Source organism: Janibacter sp. HTCC2649 (genome assembly GCF_000152705.1).
GTDB lineage: Bacteria > Actinomycetota > Actinomycetes > Actinomycetales > Dermatophilaceae > Knoellia.
Window position 1 is genome coordinate 2,815,792 of the sequence record NZ_CH672413.1, and the last position, 16,223, is coordinate 2,832,014.

The window sequence follows — 16,223 nt, forward strand, 5'->3', positions numbered from 1 at the left end:
GGACCGTCACGAAATGAGGAAGGGCGAGGTGTGTCAAGGCGTCCAACGCGGCATACGCGCGCGGTGTTCCTTGACGTGAGCGCAGCCGACTCATGTTCGCTCAGGGCGGACTTTTTGCCGGGTATGCCGGGTGCTCAGCTGTCGGCGCCGGTCCGCTCACCCTTGAGGATCCGCAGGGTCTCCTTGCTGTCCTTGGACGCCATCACGGTGACCACGTCGCCCTTGGCCAGGGTGGACACCTTGTTCTTGAGGCGATCACGGCTGTCGGCACCGATCGTGTAGGTCGCGGTGAAGCCGTCCGTGCTCTTCACGGTGAGCTTGTCGGCGGTCACCTCCGTCACTTCGCCTCGCTGGAAGAGGATCGCCGTCGTGGCCGTGCCTTCGCCGGGGATCACGGCCTCACCGTGCAGCGAGCCACCGGCCCCGGGGAGCCCCAGGTTGGGGAGGTCGCCCGCGCCCGGCGGTGCCTGACGTGGTGCCTGGTCGCGCGGGAGCTGCTCGGGCCCCCGCTGGCCGGGTCCCATCTGGTCGGGCATGGGCATCTGACGCGAGTCCCCGGCCCAGGGCCCACGGCGCTCGTCGCCGAAGTGGCGGGCGAAGGCGCCGATCACGAGGCCCACCGACAGCACGGCGATCAGGCCCAGGCTCGCGCCCGCAACGATGACGGCGAGCTTGCCGCCAGTGGTCGACATGGCCTCGCCCCAGAGCGAGCGTCGAGCTGCAGCTGGAACCGCGCCTGCCCACTGCTGCGTCGGTACGGGTCCCTGGGGAGGGGCCGCCGGAGTGGCTGGCGCTGGCGAGATCGACTGCTCAGGGCTGGGTGGGGTCTGCGGGCTCGCTGGGGTGCCCGGTTCGTCAGGGGTCTGGCTCATGGAAGGTCCTTCCGCTCGGGGTCAGGATGGCCCTGCAACCTGTGACTCCGCCGAAAGTTCCCTCCGAAAGGGATGCGCGGGACCACGGCTTTGCCATCCCGATGGATGGCTGTCGAGGGGCCAGCACCCGAGTACCCTTGCCGCCAAGAGTGACCGAGGCGCGCGAGGTCATGACCCAGTGCCAACACGTCCGGTGGACCACTCTGATGGAGGAATTCGGCGATGGTGAGTGAGCAAGGGTCTGCTCCTGCCGGGGTCGCCAGACGCGAACGACAGCGACTCAGGGTCCTTGAGGAGATCAAAGCGGCCGCTTTCGGCGAGCTGCGCGAGCGTGGGACCGCAGGCGTCACCATGCGAGCAGTGGCCCGGGCCATCGAGATCACCCCGTCCGGGCTCTATCGCTACGTCGACGGCCACGACGCCCTGCTCGGACTGCTGGCCTCCGATGCGTTGGGAGATCTCGCGGACCGGATCGAGTCGGCACAGGCCGGTGTCGCGCAGGACACCCATGCCACGCGGTGGTTCGTCGGTTGCCTTGCCATGCGCCAGTGGTCGCTGGAACACCCGGCCGAGTACGGCCTCATCTTCGACACGGAGGCGACTCGGGGACGACCCAGGATTGTTGCCCAGAGCGGCAACCGAGCCTTCCTCGCCTTCCGCAGCGTCTGTGCCGACGCGCTCGCGGATCGTGAGATCGAGCCAGACCGGACCTTGCTCGGCGAGCTGGGAACGAGGGTGGGGGACGACCCGGTCAGTGCCGCCGACCTGCTGGCAGCGACCGGCATCGCCTGCCTCGTGGGCCACTTGTCGATCGAGATCGGTGGTCGGATCGGTTCACCGCTGACCACGCAGGAGCGGTATCCGATCTTCGTGCGCGCGGTGATGCGACTCCTGGGCTTCACTGCCGAGGAACTCCCGGACGTGAATCCACCCAGGGGTGAATCGCAACACGTTCGTGGCTTATAGCCGACCGCTTTACGCCTGTCTAGATACTCACCAGTAAAAGTTTCTCCATTTTTCAACGATGACGACCGTTCTTGGGTACCGTCGAGAACGAGATGGGGGAACGAACCGTAGACGCGACCACGCCCGACTCCCGTATGAGGGAGGTCGGCGAGCTTGCTGGTCCCCTCGACGCGGACACGGCCCTGCGCGAGCTGACGCAGGCCGCGCTGTTCGAGCGCCAGGTCGTGCGGCTCGTCCAGGAGGTGCTCAACACTCTCGACGGCATGCTCGACGCACCGATCGAGGCGCGGCTGACCGTCGTGGCAGACCGTGCGTCGGAGTGTGTGGGTGCTGCGGCGTCGTCGGTCAGGCGAGTGCGCGATGAGACGCTGCGGCCCTGTGTCGCTGAGGCGGCCGAAGGCTCCGCATTTCGGGTGACTCTCGCCACAGGCGACCCCGTCGAGCGGGCCGCTCTCCGTGCCACCGGTTTCACCAGCGCTGTGGTGGCCGGCGGCTACGACCCGGACGCACGCCAATGGTTGGTCGAACTCTTCGGCGATGAATTCTCTTGCGAGACACCGCTTTTCACGGCAATCCTGTTCGCCCTCACGCAGGCCGCCCTCGGTTTCCCCCGGGCCGTCGCGCCCGCTCGCTCAATGGCCTGAGTGCTCCACCGACTGGTCGCGGGGCGAGGTCAACCCACACCTGGTTGATTTATCAACTTGACGCGCCTTGTCGAATGCGAACACTGTTCTCATATGAGACACCCCTTAACTGTGGGTGGCGACGCAGCAGGTTCGGGGAATGACATCGTGCGACAGAGGGGTCGCTCGGACGATGGGCACGTAGTGGTCGCCTTCGTTCCGGCACACAACGAGGCAGACCAGATCCAGAGCACCATCGCCTCCCTCCAGTCCCAGACCAGGCCGCCCGAGCTCATCGTCGTGGCCGCCGACAACTGCACCGACAGCACGGTGGAGCTTGCGGCCATGCCCGGCGTCGTCGTCTTCGAGACCGTCGACAACGCCGCCCGCAAGGCCGGCGCCCTCAACCAGGCGTGGCAGAAGTTCGCGATCGGCTCCACCCACATCCTCACGATGGACGCCGACACCTCCCTGACGCCCAGCGCGATCGAGAACATGCTGCACGCCTTCGCGTTCCGCACCCGAGTCGCGCGCCGCGGCCGCCCCTTGGGTGCTGCCTGCGCGCGCTACTGGGCCAAGGACGGCTCCGGCTTGGCCTGGAGGTTGCAGCGACTCGAGTACGCCCGCTACGACGACTCCCGCGAGATGCGCGGCTGGGCCGTCCAGGTCGCCTCGGGTGCCGCCACGCTCTACCGGTCCGACGCCCTCGACGACGTCGTGCGCGACAGCGAGCGCGATGTCCCGTGGGACAGCGCCAGCCTCATCGAGGACTACGGACTCACCCTCGACCTCAAGACCGCCGGGTATGCCGTGAGCGCGGCACCGGGTGCCCAGGTCCTCACGGACACACCGGCCACCTTCGGTGACCTCTGGCAGCAGCGTCTTCGCTGGGGCCGGGGCGGCATCGACGAGTGCCGCAAGCGCGGGTGGATCCCGGCAACGCGACGGGACATCGCGGCATACGGACTCTTTGGTCTGTCGTCGTTCATGCGGTTGCTCTGGGTCTTCTATGTCATCGCGCTGTTCAAGCTCGGCATGGGACTCACGTATTCACTCATCGGGATGATACCGCTCGTGCTCATGTGGCTCGACCGCGTCACCTCGGCCTGGCGGGTGCCCGGACGCACCTGGCAGGACGTCACTCTCAGCGCGACCATGCTCGTCGAGGACTTCTACGGACTGTTCCTCGAGGCCTGCACGGCGACCGCGTTGGTCCACAGCGTTCGACGCACATCACAGGCTTGGTAGGGGAAAGCATGTACTTCAACAGTTCCGGCAGTCACACGATGCAGGCGGCGACGTTGACGTCGGGGACGCTCGCGATGAGCGCCTTCGCTTTCGCGCACGCAGCACTGCTCTTCTTCGCGCTCGCGTTCGCCGGCTTCGTCGTCTTCCGCCTCGTGCGGCGTTCGCAGGTCGTCGGCACTCGCCGGCTCGCAGCGCGACGCTTGCCCGGTCGAGTTCTCGAGGAGGCCCGATGACCGGCAAGCGTCTGCTCGGTGCACTCGCGGCCGGAAGCGCCGTCGTCGTGGCGTTCGGCCTCGGCGGCGGCTTCTCGGCGTCCTCGTCGTGGGCCGGTGGCAAGCACGACCCCGATGCGGGTGGCCAGACCCAGACCCAGAGCCAGGCTCAGGCACAGGCACAGGCCAAGACTCAGCCCCAGGCCAAGGCGTCCCCGGTCGCCACCGTGGCGCCGGGATCGATGGGACTCATCGCCCTGACCTTTGATGACGGTCCTTCGGAGATCACGCCCCAGCTGCTCGAGGTCCTCAAGAAGAAGAACGTCAAGGCGACGTTCTTCCTCCAGGGCGACCATGTCGCGGCCCATCCCGAACTGGTGCGCCGGATCCACGACGAGGGTCACGTCATCGGCAACCACAGCTGGTCGCACCGACCGTTCGATGGCCTGAGCGACGCCGAGGCCCTGCGCGAGATCACCCGCACCAACGAGGCGATCCGCAAGATCACCGGAGTCACCCCCGAGCTCTTCCGCTACCCCCAGGGTGTCGAGAGCGAGTCGGGCAACAGGGCCATCCGCTCGCTCGGCATGTGGGGTGGTGTCCTGTGGCACTGGGAGACCGACGCGGGCGACTACAGCTGCCCCGGTGCCGACGGCGTGCAGCGCTACCTCAACGACAACGCCACGGACCAGGCGTTGCTGCTCCTCCATGACGGCAACGAGGTCGTGGACTGTGCGCAGAACCAGCCGAAGTACCTGCCGAGGGCGATCGACTCGTTGCGTGAGCGCGGCTTCGAGTTCGGTGTCGTCGCCAGCGCCGGCGGGCCGAGCTGGGTCAACCAGTACTCCTGGGTGAGGGTCATCCCCGCCGACGCGACGGTACCAAGCCGCCGCTGACACCCTGACACCCTGACGTCCGCGCGGATGGTCGAGAAGGTGACCATCCGCGCGGACGCAAAGGCAGGGGCTCACCCGCGGCGCTGGCAGTTGCCGCACCAGAAGAGGTTGCGGCCGGCCATGATCTGCGTCTTGATCTTCGAGCCGCAGACGTGGCACGCCTCACCCTGGCGCTTGTAGACGTAGGAGTCGCGCGTCGTCATCCGTACGTCCTCGCCGGCCTCGAGGGCCTGCGCGACGGCGTCGACCTGTTCGTGGATCGTGACGATCTTGCTCGTGGCGACACCGATGGGGAGGAGGGTCACGAGGTCCTCCCAGATGGCTCGCCAGGTCTTGCGCTGCAGCTTGTTGCCGGGCCGAAAAGGGTTGACCCGCAACCGAAACAGCACTTCCGAGCGATAGACGTTGCCCACGCCGGCGAGCACGGCCTGGTCCATGAGGAGTTCGGCGATCGGCTTGCTCGACCGCTGGATCCGCTTCCATGCCAGGTCGGGGTCAGAGCGAACATCGCTGGGGCGCAACGGATCTGGCCCGAGTCGCGCCAGGATCTCATCCACCTTCTCCGGCGTCACCACGTCGCACACCATCGGGCCACGCAGGTCGGCGACGTGGTCGGAGGTCGCGAAGCGGCACCGGACCTGACCGACAACCGGCACCTCACCGGCATACGACGTCGTGTCGATCGTGAAGGTGCCGATGAGACCAAGGTGAACCCACAGGATCCGGTCGCCGGCGAACTCGACGAACAGGTGCTTGCCCCACGACGTCGCCTCGAGCACCTCGTGCCCGGACAGCAGGGCAGCGCCGCCGCCGAACTTCCCCTGCGGGCTCGACACCGTCGGGGAGGTGCCGCGGAACGCGATGTCGAGGTCGCGGGCGAGCGCATGGAGAGTGTGGCCTTCGGGCATGGCCCCATCATCGGCCACCCTGTGAGCGTTCGTGTATCGGCCTCGACTGCTGCGCGCCTCACCACGGGCGCCTCCGTCGACTCCGATACGCGAACACTCCTAGACTCCGCCACATGGCAGCCACCGAGACCCGACTGCTGCTGCTCGGCACCGTGATGCTCTTCGAGCCGGTGAACGGGTACCAGCTGCGGCGCGAGCTCGTGTCCTGGCAGGTCTAGGACTGGGCGCACGTGAACCCCGGGTCGATCTATTCGGGCCTGACGACGCTGACCAAGCAGGGCAACCTCGAGCGACACGATCTCGTCGACGGCACGCGCGACGTCGCGGTCTACACCAGCACGACCCAAGGGCGGGAGGAGTTCGCCCGACTGTGGCGTTCGGCCGTCGAGACTGTCGACGTCCTCTCGCCGCTGCCCTTCCACACGGCGATGGCGCTCATGCCGCTGGTGGGGCGCGAAACCGTGCGCGGTGGGTCACCGACGCGGTGCGCACCTCCTTCTCGGGGGACTTCGCGCACGATCCGATGCTCTACGGCACCCTCTGGGCGGCGGTGCTCTTCGTCGCGGCGCTCTGGTGGGGGACGGCCACCTTCCGCAAGGAGAACGCCTGACCACCCAGCCACGTTGGGACGGAGAAGAACGCCGGGTATGCCGTCACACGGCATACCCGGCGTTCTTGCGTTTGGCTCCACCGCGGCACCTACTGCACAGGAAGGTGCGCGATCGCCCCGCTCACTGTGCAGTAGCGCGATCGGAAGCTGTGGTCAGGAGGCCTTCTTGGCAGCCTTTTTCGCGGTGGTCTTCTTTGCTGCGGCCTTCTTGGCCGGCTTGGCCTCGGTCTTCTTGGCGGCCGGCTTCGACGGCGCCTCGCCGCGGGAGGCCTTGGCCTTCTCGACCGACTTGGCCAGGGCCGCGAGCAGGTCGACGACCTCACCGGACTCCTCGGCCTCGGCGGCGGGGGCCTGGACCTCTCCGCCCTCGACCTTGGCCTTGACGAGCGACTGCAGCGCGATGGCGTAGTCGTCCTCGTAGTCGTCGGCCTCGAAGTCCCCGGCGAGCTGCTCGATGAGGAGCTTGGCCATCGCCATCTCCTTGTCAGTCGCGTCACCGGCCTCGTCGATGCTGGCGAAGTCGGGCTTGCGGATCTCGTCGGGCCACAACATCGTCTGCATGACGATGACGCCTTCGCGCACCCGCAGCACAGCCATCGTCATCCGGGTGCGGATCGACACCGTGACGACGGCCATCCGGCCCTCGGACTCGAGTGCCTCGCGCAGCAGGATGTAGGGCTTGGTCGCCGTCTTGTCGGGCTCGAGGTAGTAGCTCTTGTCGAGGAGCATCGGGTCGATCTGGTCCGAGGGGACGAACTTCTCGACGTTGATCTCCTTGGAGGACTTGCTCGGCAGGTCCTTGAAGTCCTCGTCGGTGAGGACGACCATGTCGCCGTCCTCGGTCTCGTAGCCCTTGGCGATGTCGTCGAACGCGACCTCTTCGCCGTCGATGCTGCACGTGCGCTTGTACTTGATCCGGCCGCCGTCCTCACGGTGCACCTGCCGGAACTGCACGTCATGATTCTCGGTCGCCGAGTAGAGCCGCACGGGGACGTTGACCAGCCCGAACGAGACCGCACCCTTCCAGATCGCACGCATGAATCCATCGTATGCCGCTCGCGGCCCACGCGGTCCGGGTCGGCTGACCCTCCTTGGGGCCAAAAGCGAGGGGGCCCGGCTCTCGCCGGACCCCCTCGTCGTACTCAGGCTGACGCCTACTTGGGCTTGCCGTTCACCACCGTCACCGAGGTGGTGAAGGTGTCGGATGCGACTCGTGCGTCACCGGTGTAGGTGAGCAGGATCGACTTGGTGCCGATCGATCCGAACGGTCCCAGGACGATCGTGCCTGTCCCGCTGGCGTTCAGCGTGACCGTCCTCGTCACACCGTCAACCAGGACGGTGACCGTGCCGGTCGGCGTCACGTTGATGGCCGCCACCGTGATGGTGAGGGTCGTCGTGTCCTTGTTCTTCTGCAGGGTGGTCTTGCTCGCTGTTGCCGTGACGGTCGAGACCGCCTTGACCACAGTGACACTCACCGTCGTGCTCGACCCCACGTGCGACGCGTCGCCCGAGTAGTCGACGGTCAGCACGTAGGTGCCGGGCTCGAGAGACTTGGCCGCCAGGGCGACGTTCGCCGTCCCACCCGACACCGGAGCCGAGCCGAGCACGTTCGCACCGAGAGAGACCATCACGCTTCCGGTGGCATCCGACGGAGTCACATGAGCAACCACCGAACCCGATGCACCGTAGGTGATCTGGGCTGCCGTCGCGCTCACGCTCGAGGTTCCCTGAATCACCGTGATCGGCACCGAGGTCTGCGTGCCCGTCTGCACGCCGACGATGTCGAGCCGCTTGGCGCCAGGACTCGTGGAGGCCGGGACGACCACGTCGACCGAGGCCGTTCCGTATTCGTCGAAGATCGCCGTGCCGATGGTGTTGTTCACCGGGAACGTCCCGAGGGGCGCTCCGTTCAACGACACCGCGACCTGCGTGTCCTTCAGGTCCGGCGCAGTGGAGAACGCCAGCGACGACAGGTTGAACTGCACGTGCTCACCCGGTGCGTAGGTGCTCGCCGTCCCGGTGAAGTGCACGCCGACCGAGCGCTGGGTGTAGTCCGGCTGCAGGGGCGGGTCGTCGTCGCCGGCGAACTCCGCCAGGTAGTCGACCATCGCCTGCAGGTCGGTCACGCCCGTGTCCTGCTTGTTGGTGCCCGAGGAGAAGGCGTTGAAGTTGTCGCCGCCTGCGGCGAGGAACGAGTTCGCGGTCACGGCATACGTCGTGGTCGGAACAATCGCCTGCCCGTTGAGCCACATGTCCTTGATCCGGGAGCCCTGGGCGGCGTCCGGGTCATAGGTGTAGGTGAAGCCCTTGGAGAGGCCGAGCCGCAGGAACGGCCTGGCCGCGCCACCCGGCTGCCACTGCTGCTCGAGCACTGACTTGACCTGTGCACCGGTGAGGTCCAGGTTCACCAACGTGTTGGCGAAGGGCTGCACATCAGCGGCCTGTCGGTAGGACACCACCCGCGGGTAGTCCGTGCCCGTGCCGAGCATGTCGGCCCGCAGTCCACCGGGGTTCATGAACCCGATCTGTGCGCCACCGACGGTTGCGGGGGTCGCCCAGCGCTGGACCTCGGCGACCAGGTTGCCCAGGGTGGACTCCTGACCGCGGTTCTCGGTCGTCCCGTTGGCCAGCTTGCCCCGGTTGAACGGAGCAGCGATGTCACCCAGCGGCACCGCACCGAGCGGTCCGGCCTTGGTGACGGCCGCGTCGACGATCGCCTTGGTGGCGGCGTCGACCGGGTACAGAGCTGCACCAGCCGCGTCCTCGAGAGGCAGGAGCGTCTGCGTCTTGGCCTGGACCTGACCCGTGCCGTTGTCCACCGTGAACACCAGCTTGTTGAGGTTCACGCCGTACTGGCCCGCCGAGACGACGGGACGGTCGGTGACCGGTCGACCCGCCCAACCGGCAACCGGGAAGGAGCAGTTGTAGGCGAGGTGCGTGTGTCCGGAGACGATCGCATCCACCTTGTCGTTGACTCCCGTGATGATCGAACCGAAGTCCGAGGTCGGGTCGTCGTCCATGGTGTCGCAGGTGGTGGTCGGTGCACCCTCGTGGACGAGGAGCACGATCACGTCGACGCCAGCCGCCTTGAGGGCGTCGGCCTCGGCGTTGGTCGCGGCGACGACGTCGCTGATCTCCACGCCCTGGATGCCGGCGGGAGAGACCAGCTCGTCAAGGTGCTCGGTGACGGCGCCGATGAAGCCGACCTGGACTCCGTTCATGTCCTTGACCCAGCTCGGGTCGAGGAGCTCACTTGCCGGAGCGCCAGCCTTGTGGACGTTGGCACCGAGGTACTTCCAGGCGGCACCACCGTAGGGGTTGGTCGTCGCGTCGTAGGGCGCCATGACCCGCTTGAGCAGGTCGTCGTAGCCCTGGTCGAACTCGTGGTTGCCCACGGCCGAGACCTCGAGGCCGGCTTCGTTGAGCGCGTCGATGGTCGGCTTGTCCTTCTGGATGAAGGACTCGAAGGTCGACGCACCGATCAGGTCACCCGCGGCCGCGAACACCGTGTTGGGGTTCGTCACACGCAGCTGCTTGACGGCGCCCGCGAGGACGGCGGCGCCGGCCTCGTTCGGGAACGGTGCCCCGGTGTTGTTGAGCAGACGACCGTGGAAGTCGTTCGTCCCCAGGATCTGGACGTCCACCGGACCCGAGGCGGGCGCGGTGTTGATCCCGATGATCTCCGGACTGTGGTCGGAGGACCGGAACTGGTTGGGGGCGTACAGGTTGGTCGCGTTGGTGTTGAAGCGGGAGTACTCGTAGTAGACCGACTCGTAGCCGTTGATGTCCCAGATGTCGACTGCGTTGACATCCGCCAGGGCAGGCGCGTTGGCCAGCACGTGGTCGAGGGAGCCGATCTGGCCGTCGAAGTTGTAGGTCTCCTCGCCCGGCTTGCTGCTGGACTCCAGGTTGGTGTAGCCGGCCGCCTCGAGGACCTGGATCGGGTCCTCCTCGGAGTAGGCGTTGAAGTCACCGGCGAGGAACATGCGGCTGATGCCACGTGTCGTCTTGAAGTCGTTGGCGAAGGTCACCAGGGCGTTGGCCTGGAGGATCCGCCGGTCATTGGCGTTGCCCTGACCATCGGGGTCCGGGGTGCCGGAGCCCTTGGACTTGAAGTGGTTGACGACCACGCCGAAGGCGTTGGCATCCGGCGAACCGACCTTCTTGAACGCCTGCGCGAGCGGCTCGCGAGCATCCGCGAAGGGCTCGGTGCCCGTTGACTGGTCGGCAAGCACGACCGACTCACCGACGAGCGCGACCTGGGCCGGCTTGTAGATGAAGCCGGTGCGGATGACGTCCTGCTCGGCGAGCGGCGGAAGGACGCTGGCCGACGGCGCGAACGCCCACGTGCCCGCGCCGGCGTCGGCGTTGAGCGCGGTGACGAGCTCACCGATGGCGAAGTCGCGGTTCTTGCCGAACTGCACCGAGTTCTCGAGCTCCTCCAGGGAGACGATGTCGGCGCCGGCCGTGTTGATGGCCGCGACGATCTTGGCCCGCTGACGGGTCAGGTTGGCGTCGTTGGCCGCGCCGCGGGGACCGTTGTTGGTGCAGCTGTTGTTGGTGATGTGGTTGCCATCACGGTCGTTGAAGTAGGTGCAGGTGCCAAGACCCGAGGTCACGAACTCCTCACCCGTGGTCGGGAAGAAGTTCAGGACGTTGAACGTCGCGAGCTTCACGTCGCCGCCCACGTCCTCCGGGGTCGCCGGCCGGGTCTGCGCGAAGTCGACCGTGCCGGTGGAGTCCCCGACGATCTGGGACTGCGGCAGGATCCGCCAGGCGTTGAAGCCGAACGTGAAGACGACCGGCTTGGGGAACGTGATCGCAGCCCCGACGCGCAGCGTGTGTGTTGCGGTGAACCAGGGGAACGGCAAGCCGCTGTTCTGGGTCGTGGAGTAGGTCAGGCTGGAGGCGTCGTCGAGGATGATCCGGTGCGCGTCGTTGTACTTCTTGCGCTCGGCAACGAGCGCAGTGGCCTGCGCGTCGATGACCTCGGTCGGGGAGACCAGTGCCATGTCGGTGTTGGCAGCGACGCCGATCTCGCCGCGGAAGGCGGACGAGTTGGTGCCGTCGCTGTAGTAGGGACCACCGTCGTAGACGTCGGTGGCGGTCCAGGGAGCCGTCGGCTTGAAGAGCTCGCCCTCGGCGACCTCACGGGCCGTGTCGAGCGCCGCGCCGGAAAGGCAGTCGGTGCCGGGCAGCGCGCAGTCGGTGCCGGGGACGACGGTCTTCGGGGTCACGGTGCCGAGACCGGCAACGGGGGTCACAGCGGATGCCACGATCTGGGTGGCGCCGGAGAACTCGGCGGCCTGGCCCGAGACCTCGACCGAGTCACCAACGGCCGGGTAGGTGGCGAAGCCGTTGACTCCGCCGTAGACGAAGATCGCGTCCGAGGCATCGGGGGTGTCCGCGCCAGGGGTCTGCAGGTAGAAGCCGTTGAGTCCACCGGTGGGGTAGGACGCCGTGACGACGCCCTGGGTCTTGACGTTCTGGCCGGCCAGCGGCGAGGTCGCCCCGGTGCCCTGGACGTCAGCGATCGTCACCAGGGAGGCGGGTGCGGTGATCGTGTACGTGAACGTCACGTCGTCGGTCGCGGGCGTGCCCGCTGAGTCAGTGACCGTCGCGGTGACGGGGTAGGTGCCTGCGGTGGTCGGTGTGCCGGAGACGGCGCCGTTCGCGGCGACGGTGACACCGTCGGGCAGCCCGGTGGCCGACCAGGAGTACGGCGCGGTGCCGCCCGTGGCGGCCAGCGTGAAGCCGGCGACGGGCGAGTCCACCTGGCCGGCCTTGTCGCCCGGTGCCGTCGCCTCCAGTGCCACGGGGGCAACGGGGCCGGAGTTCTCCGGCGTCGGGGCGGCGGTGCCGAACTCGGTCGAGTTGTTGTCCGCGTCGGCCGCGATGCGGTTCACCGAGACAGCGGCGGTACCGATGACGGTCGTGGCCGCCGTCTCAAAGCTGGTGGCGCCTGTCACGCCGACCATGTCGATGATTCCGGCGATGCCGGCCTGGTTGCCCGCGGTCGTGATCGCCGTCGAGCTGCTCAGGAGGTAGACCTGCCCGCCGGCCGCGGCCATGGCGAAGGTCCCGGGAGCCGCATCGGGCGTCGGGAGGGCCACGCCGTTGGCGCCGGTCGCGCTCATCCGGATCAAGTACTTGCCGTTTGCCGGGATCGAGCCGGTCAGTGCGAACGGCGTCCCACCCGAGCCGCCGGTCCCCGCGCGGTAGTGGATGTACTTGCCTGCGAGGCTCACAGGGCTGCCCGTGGGGTTGGAGAGCTCGACGAAGTCGGCGTTGTACACCGCTCCGGAGTTCCCGCCAGCGCCGTACACCTCGGAGATGACGATGTTGGGGCTGACGGCGTTCGCCGCCGGCATGGGGGCGAGTGGAGCGACGAACAGGCCGAGCAGGGCCGCGGCGATGCCGGTGCGACGTCCACGACCCCCTCTCGACACCAGGGCAGACGGACGGAGCACAGGGATACCTTTCGACAGGGCGCTGGAACACGAGGCAGGGACGTTCCACAGCGATTGCAGGGGTCACCCTAGGGTCTTGCGCCCCCGCGGATGAGCCGGAAAGTCAACGTAGAGGCAAACATCGACGGAACGTAAGGGCGAGAGTTGCCAAGAGCGGCCGGTGGTACTCCGCGGCTTGGTCGGCGGTTGTCGACGAAGAGGAGCGCACGCCGGTGCCTGCCATACCTGCAGGTCAGAGCGCTGTGCGCTCTTCTCGGATGCGGTCGAGGACGCGCTCGACATGGCCATGGCCGCGTGTCTCGTACCCCACGACAGAGATCCAGGGCACGACCATGAGCACGATGACGCACACCCCGAGTGGTGCCCCGGCCAGCGCGAGTCCGACCCCGACCGCGATGACGATCGCACTCGCGAGGAGCAGCACAGTATGGAACCCGTCGCGACCGGGCAGCAGCAGGTGGGCGAGCCAGTAGGTGACCCCTGTGCACAGGGCCAGGGGGACGGCGATGGACAAGACGGTGCCGAGCAGGCCGACCGTCGTGCCGTTCTCGTGCTCGACGAAGTAGGCCGCGACGTGCAGCCCGGCGCCCACCGCCGCGATGGACCCGTAGAGCGCGACGTGGCCGAGCCCGAACCGGATGCCCCTCTCGGGCTGCAGCGCCAGGGCCTGACCGAACGGGAGGCCGAAGTAGACCCACCACAGTCCGAAGGCGATTGAGATCCCGGCAGCCACGACGAGCACCGCGTCCGACGACCACCCTTGGCTCTCGACGAGAGCCTGCACGGCAACCGTGGTGCCGAGCACGATCTCGCCCAGGCTGATGATCACCAGCAGGCCGTATCGCTCGGCAATGTGGTGCGGGTGCCACGGGATGGGCTGCCCTCGCTCCGAGAACCAGACGGCACCGATCTCCAACGCGTAGAGGACGAGCAGGACAGGCAGCAGCACGATCCACGGCAGGTGGGTGAGGCAGACGATCACCCACCCGACCTGCGCGAGCAGGGTGAGCCAGACGTAGCGGCGCAAGGTCACGCGGTGGGTCGGATCGTCCTTCGACGCGCGCCACCACAACGTGGCCATCGAGACGCGCATCGTGACGTAGCCCGCCACCATGATCTGGTTGTGCAGCTCCCACTTCTCGAAGCCGTGGAACACCTGGGGCAGGCCGAGTGAGATGACGACGATGCCCACCATCTGCACGAGCGTCCCGAGCCGCATGAGCCAGTCGTCGGTGTCGTAGGCGGAGGCGAACCACGTGTAGCTGATCCAGGCCCACACGATCGCGAAGCAGGAGAATGCGAACGCCACGACCCCTTGGACCGGGTGGCCGAACGCAACGGCGTGCGCGAAGAGTCCGCCGGACACCGAGAAAGCCACCACCACGGTGAGGTCGTAGAGCAGCTCGAGCGGTGTGGCGGCCCTCTCCGGTTCGTGGATGTCGCGACCGGTCATGCGGCGCAGACCGTGGGGGAGCGAGCGGGGTTTCGGCATCGTCACGTCGTCAGGCTAGGGCTTGGGTGCGTCAGGATGGGTTCATGCAGCCCATGCTCGCCGCCGTCGCCGATGGCATCCCGCGCGGCCCCGAGTGGGTGCACGAGGTGAAGTGGGATGGCATGCGTGTGCTCGCCGACGTGCGTGACGGCCGCCTCGTCCTGTCGAGCCGCACCGGTCGCGACGTCTCGGTGAGCTTCCCGGAGCTGGCGGGTCTCGCGGACACCTACGACGACCTCCTCCTCGACGGCGAGGTCGTGGCCCTCGACGGTGGGCTGCCGTCGTTCGCGGCGCTCGCGGAACGCATGCACGTCACCTCGGCGCGCAAGGCGGCCCAGCTCGCGATCACGCGACCAGTCACGTTCATGGCGTTCGACCTGTTGCGGCTCTTCGGTTCCGATCTCTCGAAGCAGCCATGGTCGGCCCGCCGCGAACTGTTGGAACGCCTCGAGCTGAGCAGCTCCGCCTGGCAGGTGCCGCCCACCTATGACGACGGCGAGGAGCTCTTCGAAGCCACCCGCGACCAAGGTCTCGAAGGTGTGGTGAGCAAACGACGAACCTCCCTGTATGCCGCTGGCCGCCGCTCCCCGGACTGGCGCAAGTCCCCGCACCGCGCCACGCTCTCCGTCGTCATCGGAGGGTGGCGTCCCGAAGTGGGCACCACCAACCGGTTGGGTGCGGTCCTCGTCGGAACGCCTGACGGCGAAGGCGGTTGGGAGTATGCCGGCCGGGTCGGTGCCGGACTTGCCGGCACCGCGGGTGCCCGGGTCGGAAAACTCCTGGAACCGTTGTCGCGCAACACATCTCCGTTCTCGAACGCCGTCCCCAAAGAGGACGCGGTCGGCGCGACGTGGGTCGAGCCGACGGTCGTCGTGGAGGTGCAGTCGCTGGGACGTGGGTCGACAGGGAAACTGCGGCAACCGGCATACCTTGGGGTTCGTTCTGATCTCAGGCCCGCCGATCTGCATGAGGTGACCGATGCCTGAGAAGTACGTCCCCGAGATCACCAGGGTCGAGGTCGAGGGCCGCACCCTCAAGTTGTCGAGCCTGGGCAAGATCATGTTCCCGGCGACCGAGACGACCAAGGGTGAGGTGCTCAACTACTTTGCGACGGTCGCGCCAATTCTGTTGCAGCACATCGCTTCTCGTCCGGTGACGCGGGTGCGCTGGCCACACGGTGTCTCGGACCAGAGCTTCTTCGAGAAGAACCTGCCGAGCGGTGCGCCGACGTGGTTGCCGCGGGTCAAGATCGACGACGTGACCTATCCGTTGGTCCGAGATATGGCAGATCTCGCGTACCTCGTGAACCTCAACTCGCTCGAGATCCACGTGCCGCAATGGACCGTGACCGAGGACGGTGAGCGCACCAACCCCAACCGACTCGTCATCGACCTCGACCCCGGCAGTCCGGCAGGCCTCAAGGAGTGCGCCCAGGTCGGGCTCGTCCTGCGTGAGCGACTCGAGGCCCTGGGACTGGAGCTGTATCCGGTGACGTCGGGGTCCAAGGGGATGCAGCTCTATGCCTCGCTCGGTGGCGACCTCACGAGCGACCAAGTGCGTGACCTCACCCAGCAGCTCGCGCGGGAGATGACGAAGAAGCATCCCGACCTGGTGCTGTGGAAGATGACCAAGTCCTTGCGGCCCGGCAAGATCTTCCTCGACTGGAGCCAGAACGTCGCGGCCAAGACGACGATCAGCCCCTACTCCCTGCGCGGCAAGGAGCTGCCCTGTGTCGCAGCGCCCCGCACGTGGCACGAGGTCGAGCAGGGCGCCGCGGGCAAGCGGTTCGAGCAGGTCATGTTCGACGACATGCTCGAGCGGCTGGAGACCCACGGCGACCTCATCGCGGACCTCCTCTAGCGTCCGATCCGGCTCATCGCGCTCGCACAACGGCCTCACAGCCAGGGCATGGGAGGGGCCAGCAGG

General features: G+C 67.4%; 13 protein-coding genes. 8 read left to right on the plus strand and 5 right to left on the minus strand.

The window, feature by feature from the left end:
• Positions 1–134 precede the first annotated feature (134 nt).
• The gene (locus JNB_RS20585) at positions 135–872 is read right to left on the minus strand and encodes a hypothetical protein (protein ID WP_148232428.1); all 738 of its coding nucleotides are present in this window, start codon (positions 870–872) and stop codon (positions 135–137) included.
• A gap of 222 nt (positions 873–1,094) precedes the next feature.
• Here JNB_RS20585 and JNB_RS20590 point away from each other — a divergent pair, with 222 nt between their 5' ends.
• The 5 genes from JNB_RS20590 to JNB_RS20600 all read left to right on the plus strand — a co-directional run bounded on the left by JNB_RS20590 (position 1,095) and on the right by JNB_RS20600 (position 4,817).
• Entirely contained in the window at positions 1,095–1,838 is a 744-nt protein-coding gene (locus JNB_RS20590; RefSeq protein ID WP_009777024.1) for a TetR/AcrR family transcriptional regulator, read from the plus strand.
• 134 nt (positions 1,839–1,972) lie between these two features.
• Positions 1,973–2,482, plus strand: a complete 510-nt coding sequence (locus JNB_RS13395; RefSeq protein WP_009777025.1) for a hypothetical protein — start codon at positions 1,973–1,975, stop codon at positions 2,480–2,482.
• Between the two features lie 183 nt (positions 2,483–2,665).
• Positions 2,666–3,709 (plus strand): glycosyltransferase family 2 protein, encoded by a 1,044-nt coding sequence (locus tag JNB_RS13400; RefSeq protein WP_009777026.1) that lies wholly within the window; start codon positions 2,666–2,668, stop codon positions 3,707–3,709.
• Between the two features lie 8 nt (positions 3,710–3,717).
• Entirely contained in the window at positions 3,718–3,942 is a 225-nt protein-coding gene (locus tag JNB_RS20595) for a hypothetical protein (protein ID WP_009777027.1), read from the plus strand.
• A complete protein-coding gene (locus tag JNB_RS20600) occupies positions 3,939–4,817 on the plus strand; it encodes a polysaccharide deacetylase family protein (RefSeq protein ID WP_009777028.1) in 879 nt (292 codons plus the stop codon). The genes JNB_RS20595 and JNB_RS20600 overlap by 4 nt, the downstream gene beginning before the upstream one ends.
• Before the next feature lie 71 nt (positions 4,818–4,888).
• Here JNB_RS20600 and JNB_RS13415 read toward each other — a convergent pair whose 3' ends face one another.
• Complete coding sequence (locus tag JNB_RS13415; protein WP_040883809.1) at positions 4,889–5,725, minus strand: Fpg/Nei family DNA glycosylase; 837 nt, start codon at positions 5,723–5,725, stop codon at positions 4,889–4,891.
• Positions 5,726–6,209: 484 nt separating this feature from the next.
• Between JNB_RS13415 and JNB_RS22175 the strand changes: the two genes are divergently transcribed.
• On the plus strand, positions 6,210–6,335 hold the full coding sequence (locus JNB_RS22175; RefSeq protein ID WP_009777031.1) for a hypothetical protein: 126 nt from the start codon (positions 6,210–6,212) through the stop codon (positions 6,333–6,335).
• A 153-nt stretch (positions 6,336–6,488) separates the two neighbouring features.
• On the opposite strand, the gene JNB_RS13425 is transcribed toward JNB_RS22175, so the two are convergent.
• The 3 genes from JNB_RS13425 to JNB_RS13435 all read right to left on the minus strand — a co-directional run bounded on the left by JNB_RS13425 (position 6,489) and on the right by JNB_RS13435 (position 14,297).
• The gene (locus JNB_RS13425; protein ID WP_009777032.1) at positions 6,489–7,373 is read right to left on the minus strand and encodes a Ku protein; all 885 of its coding nucleotides are present in this window, start codon (positions 7,371–7,373) and stop codon (positions 6,489–6,491) included.
• A 116-nt stretch (positions 7,374–7,489) separates the two neighbouring features.
• Positions 7,490–12,805: an ExeM/NucH family extracellular endonuclease gene (locus JNB_RS13430; protein WP_009777033.1), complete on the minus strand. Its 5,316-nt coding sequence runs from the start codon at positions 12,803–12,805 to the stop codon at positions 7,490–7,492.
• 232 nt (positions 12,806–13,037) lie between these two features.
• Positions 13,038–14,297, minus strand: a complete 1,260-nt coding sequence (locus tag JNB_RS13435) for a low temperature requirement protein A (protein ID WP_040883811.1) — start codon at positions 14,295–14,297, stop codon at positions 13,038–13,040.
• A gap of 44 nt (positions 14,298–14,341) precedes the next feature.
• On the opposite strand from JNB_RS13435, the gene ligD (JNB_RS13440) reads away from it, so the two are divergent.
• Both ligD (JNB_RS13440) and ligD (JNB_RS13445) read left to right on the plus strand, forming a co-directional pair.
• A complete protein-coding gene (gene ligD, locus JNB_RS13440; protein ID WP_040883813.1) occupies positions 14,342–15,283 on the plus strand; it encodes a non-homologous end-joining DNA ligase in 942 nt (313 codons plus the stop codon).
• Positions 15,276–16,157, plus strand: a complete 882-nt coding sequence (ligD, locus tag JNB_RS13445; protein ID WP_009777036.1) for a non-homologous end-joining DNA ligase — start codon at positions 15,276–15,278, stop codon at positions 16,155–16,157. Before ligD (JNB_RS13440) ends, ligD (JNB_RS13445) begins: the two co-directional genes overlap by 8 nt.
• Positions 16,158–16,223 lie beyond the last annotated feature (66 nt).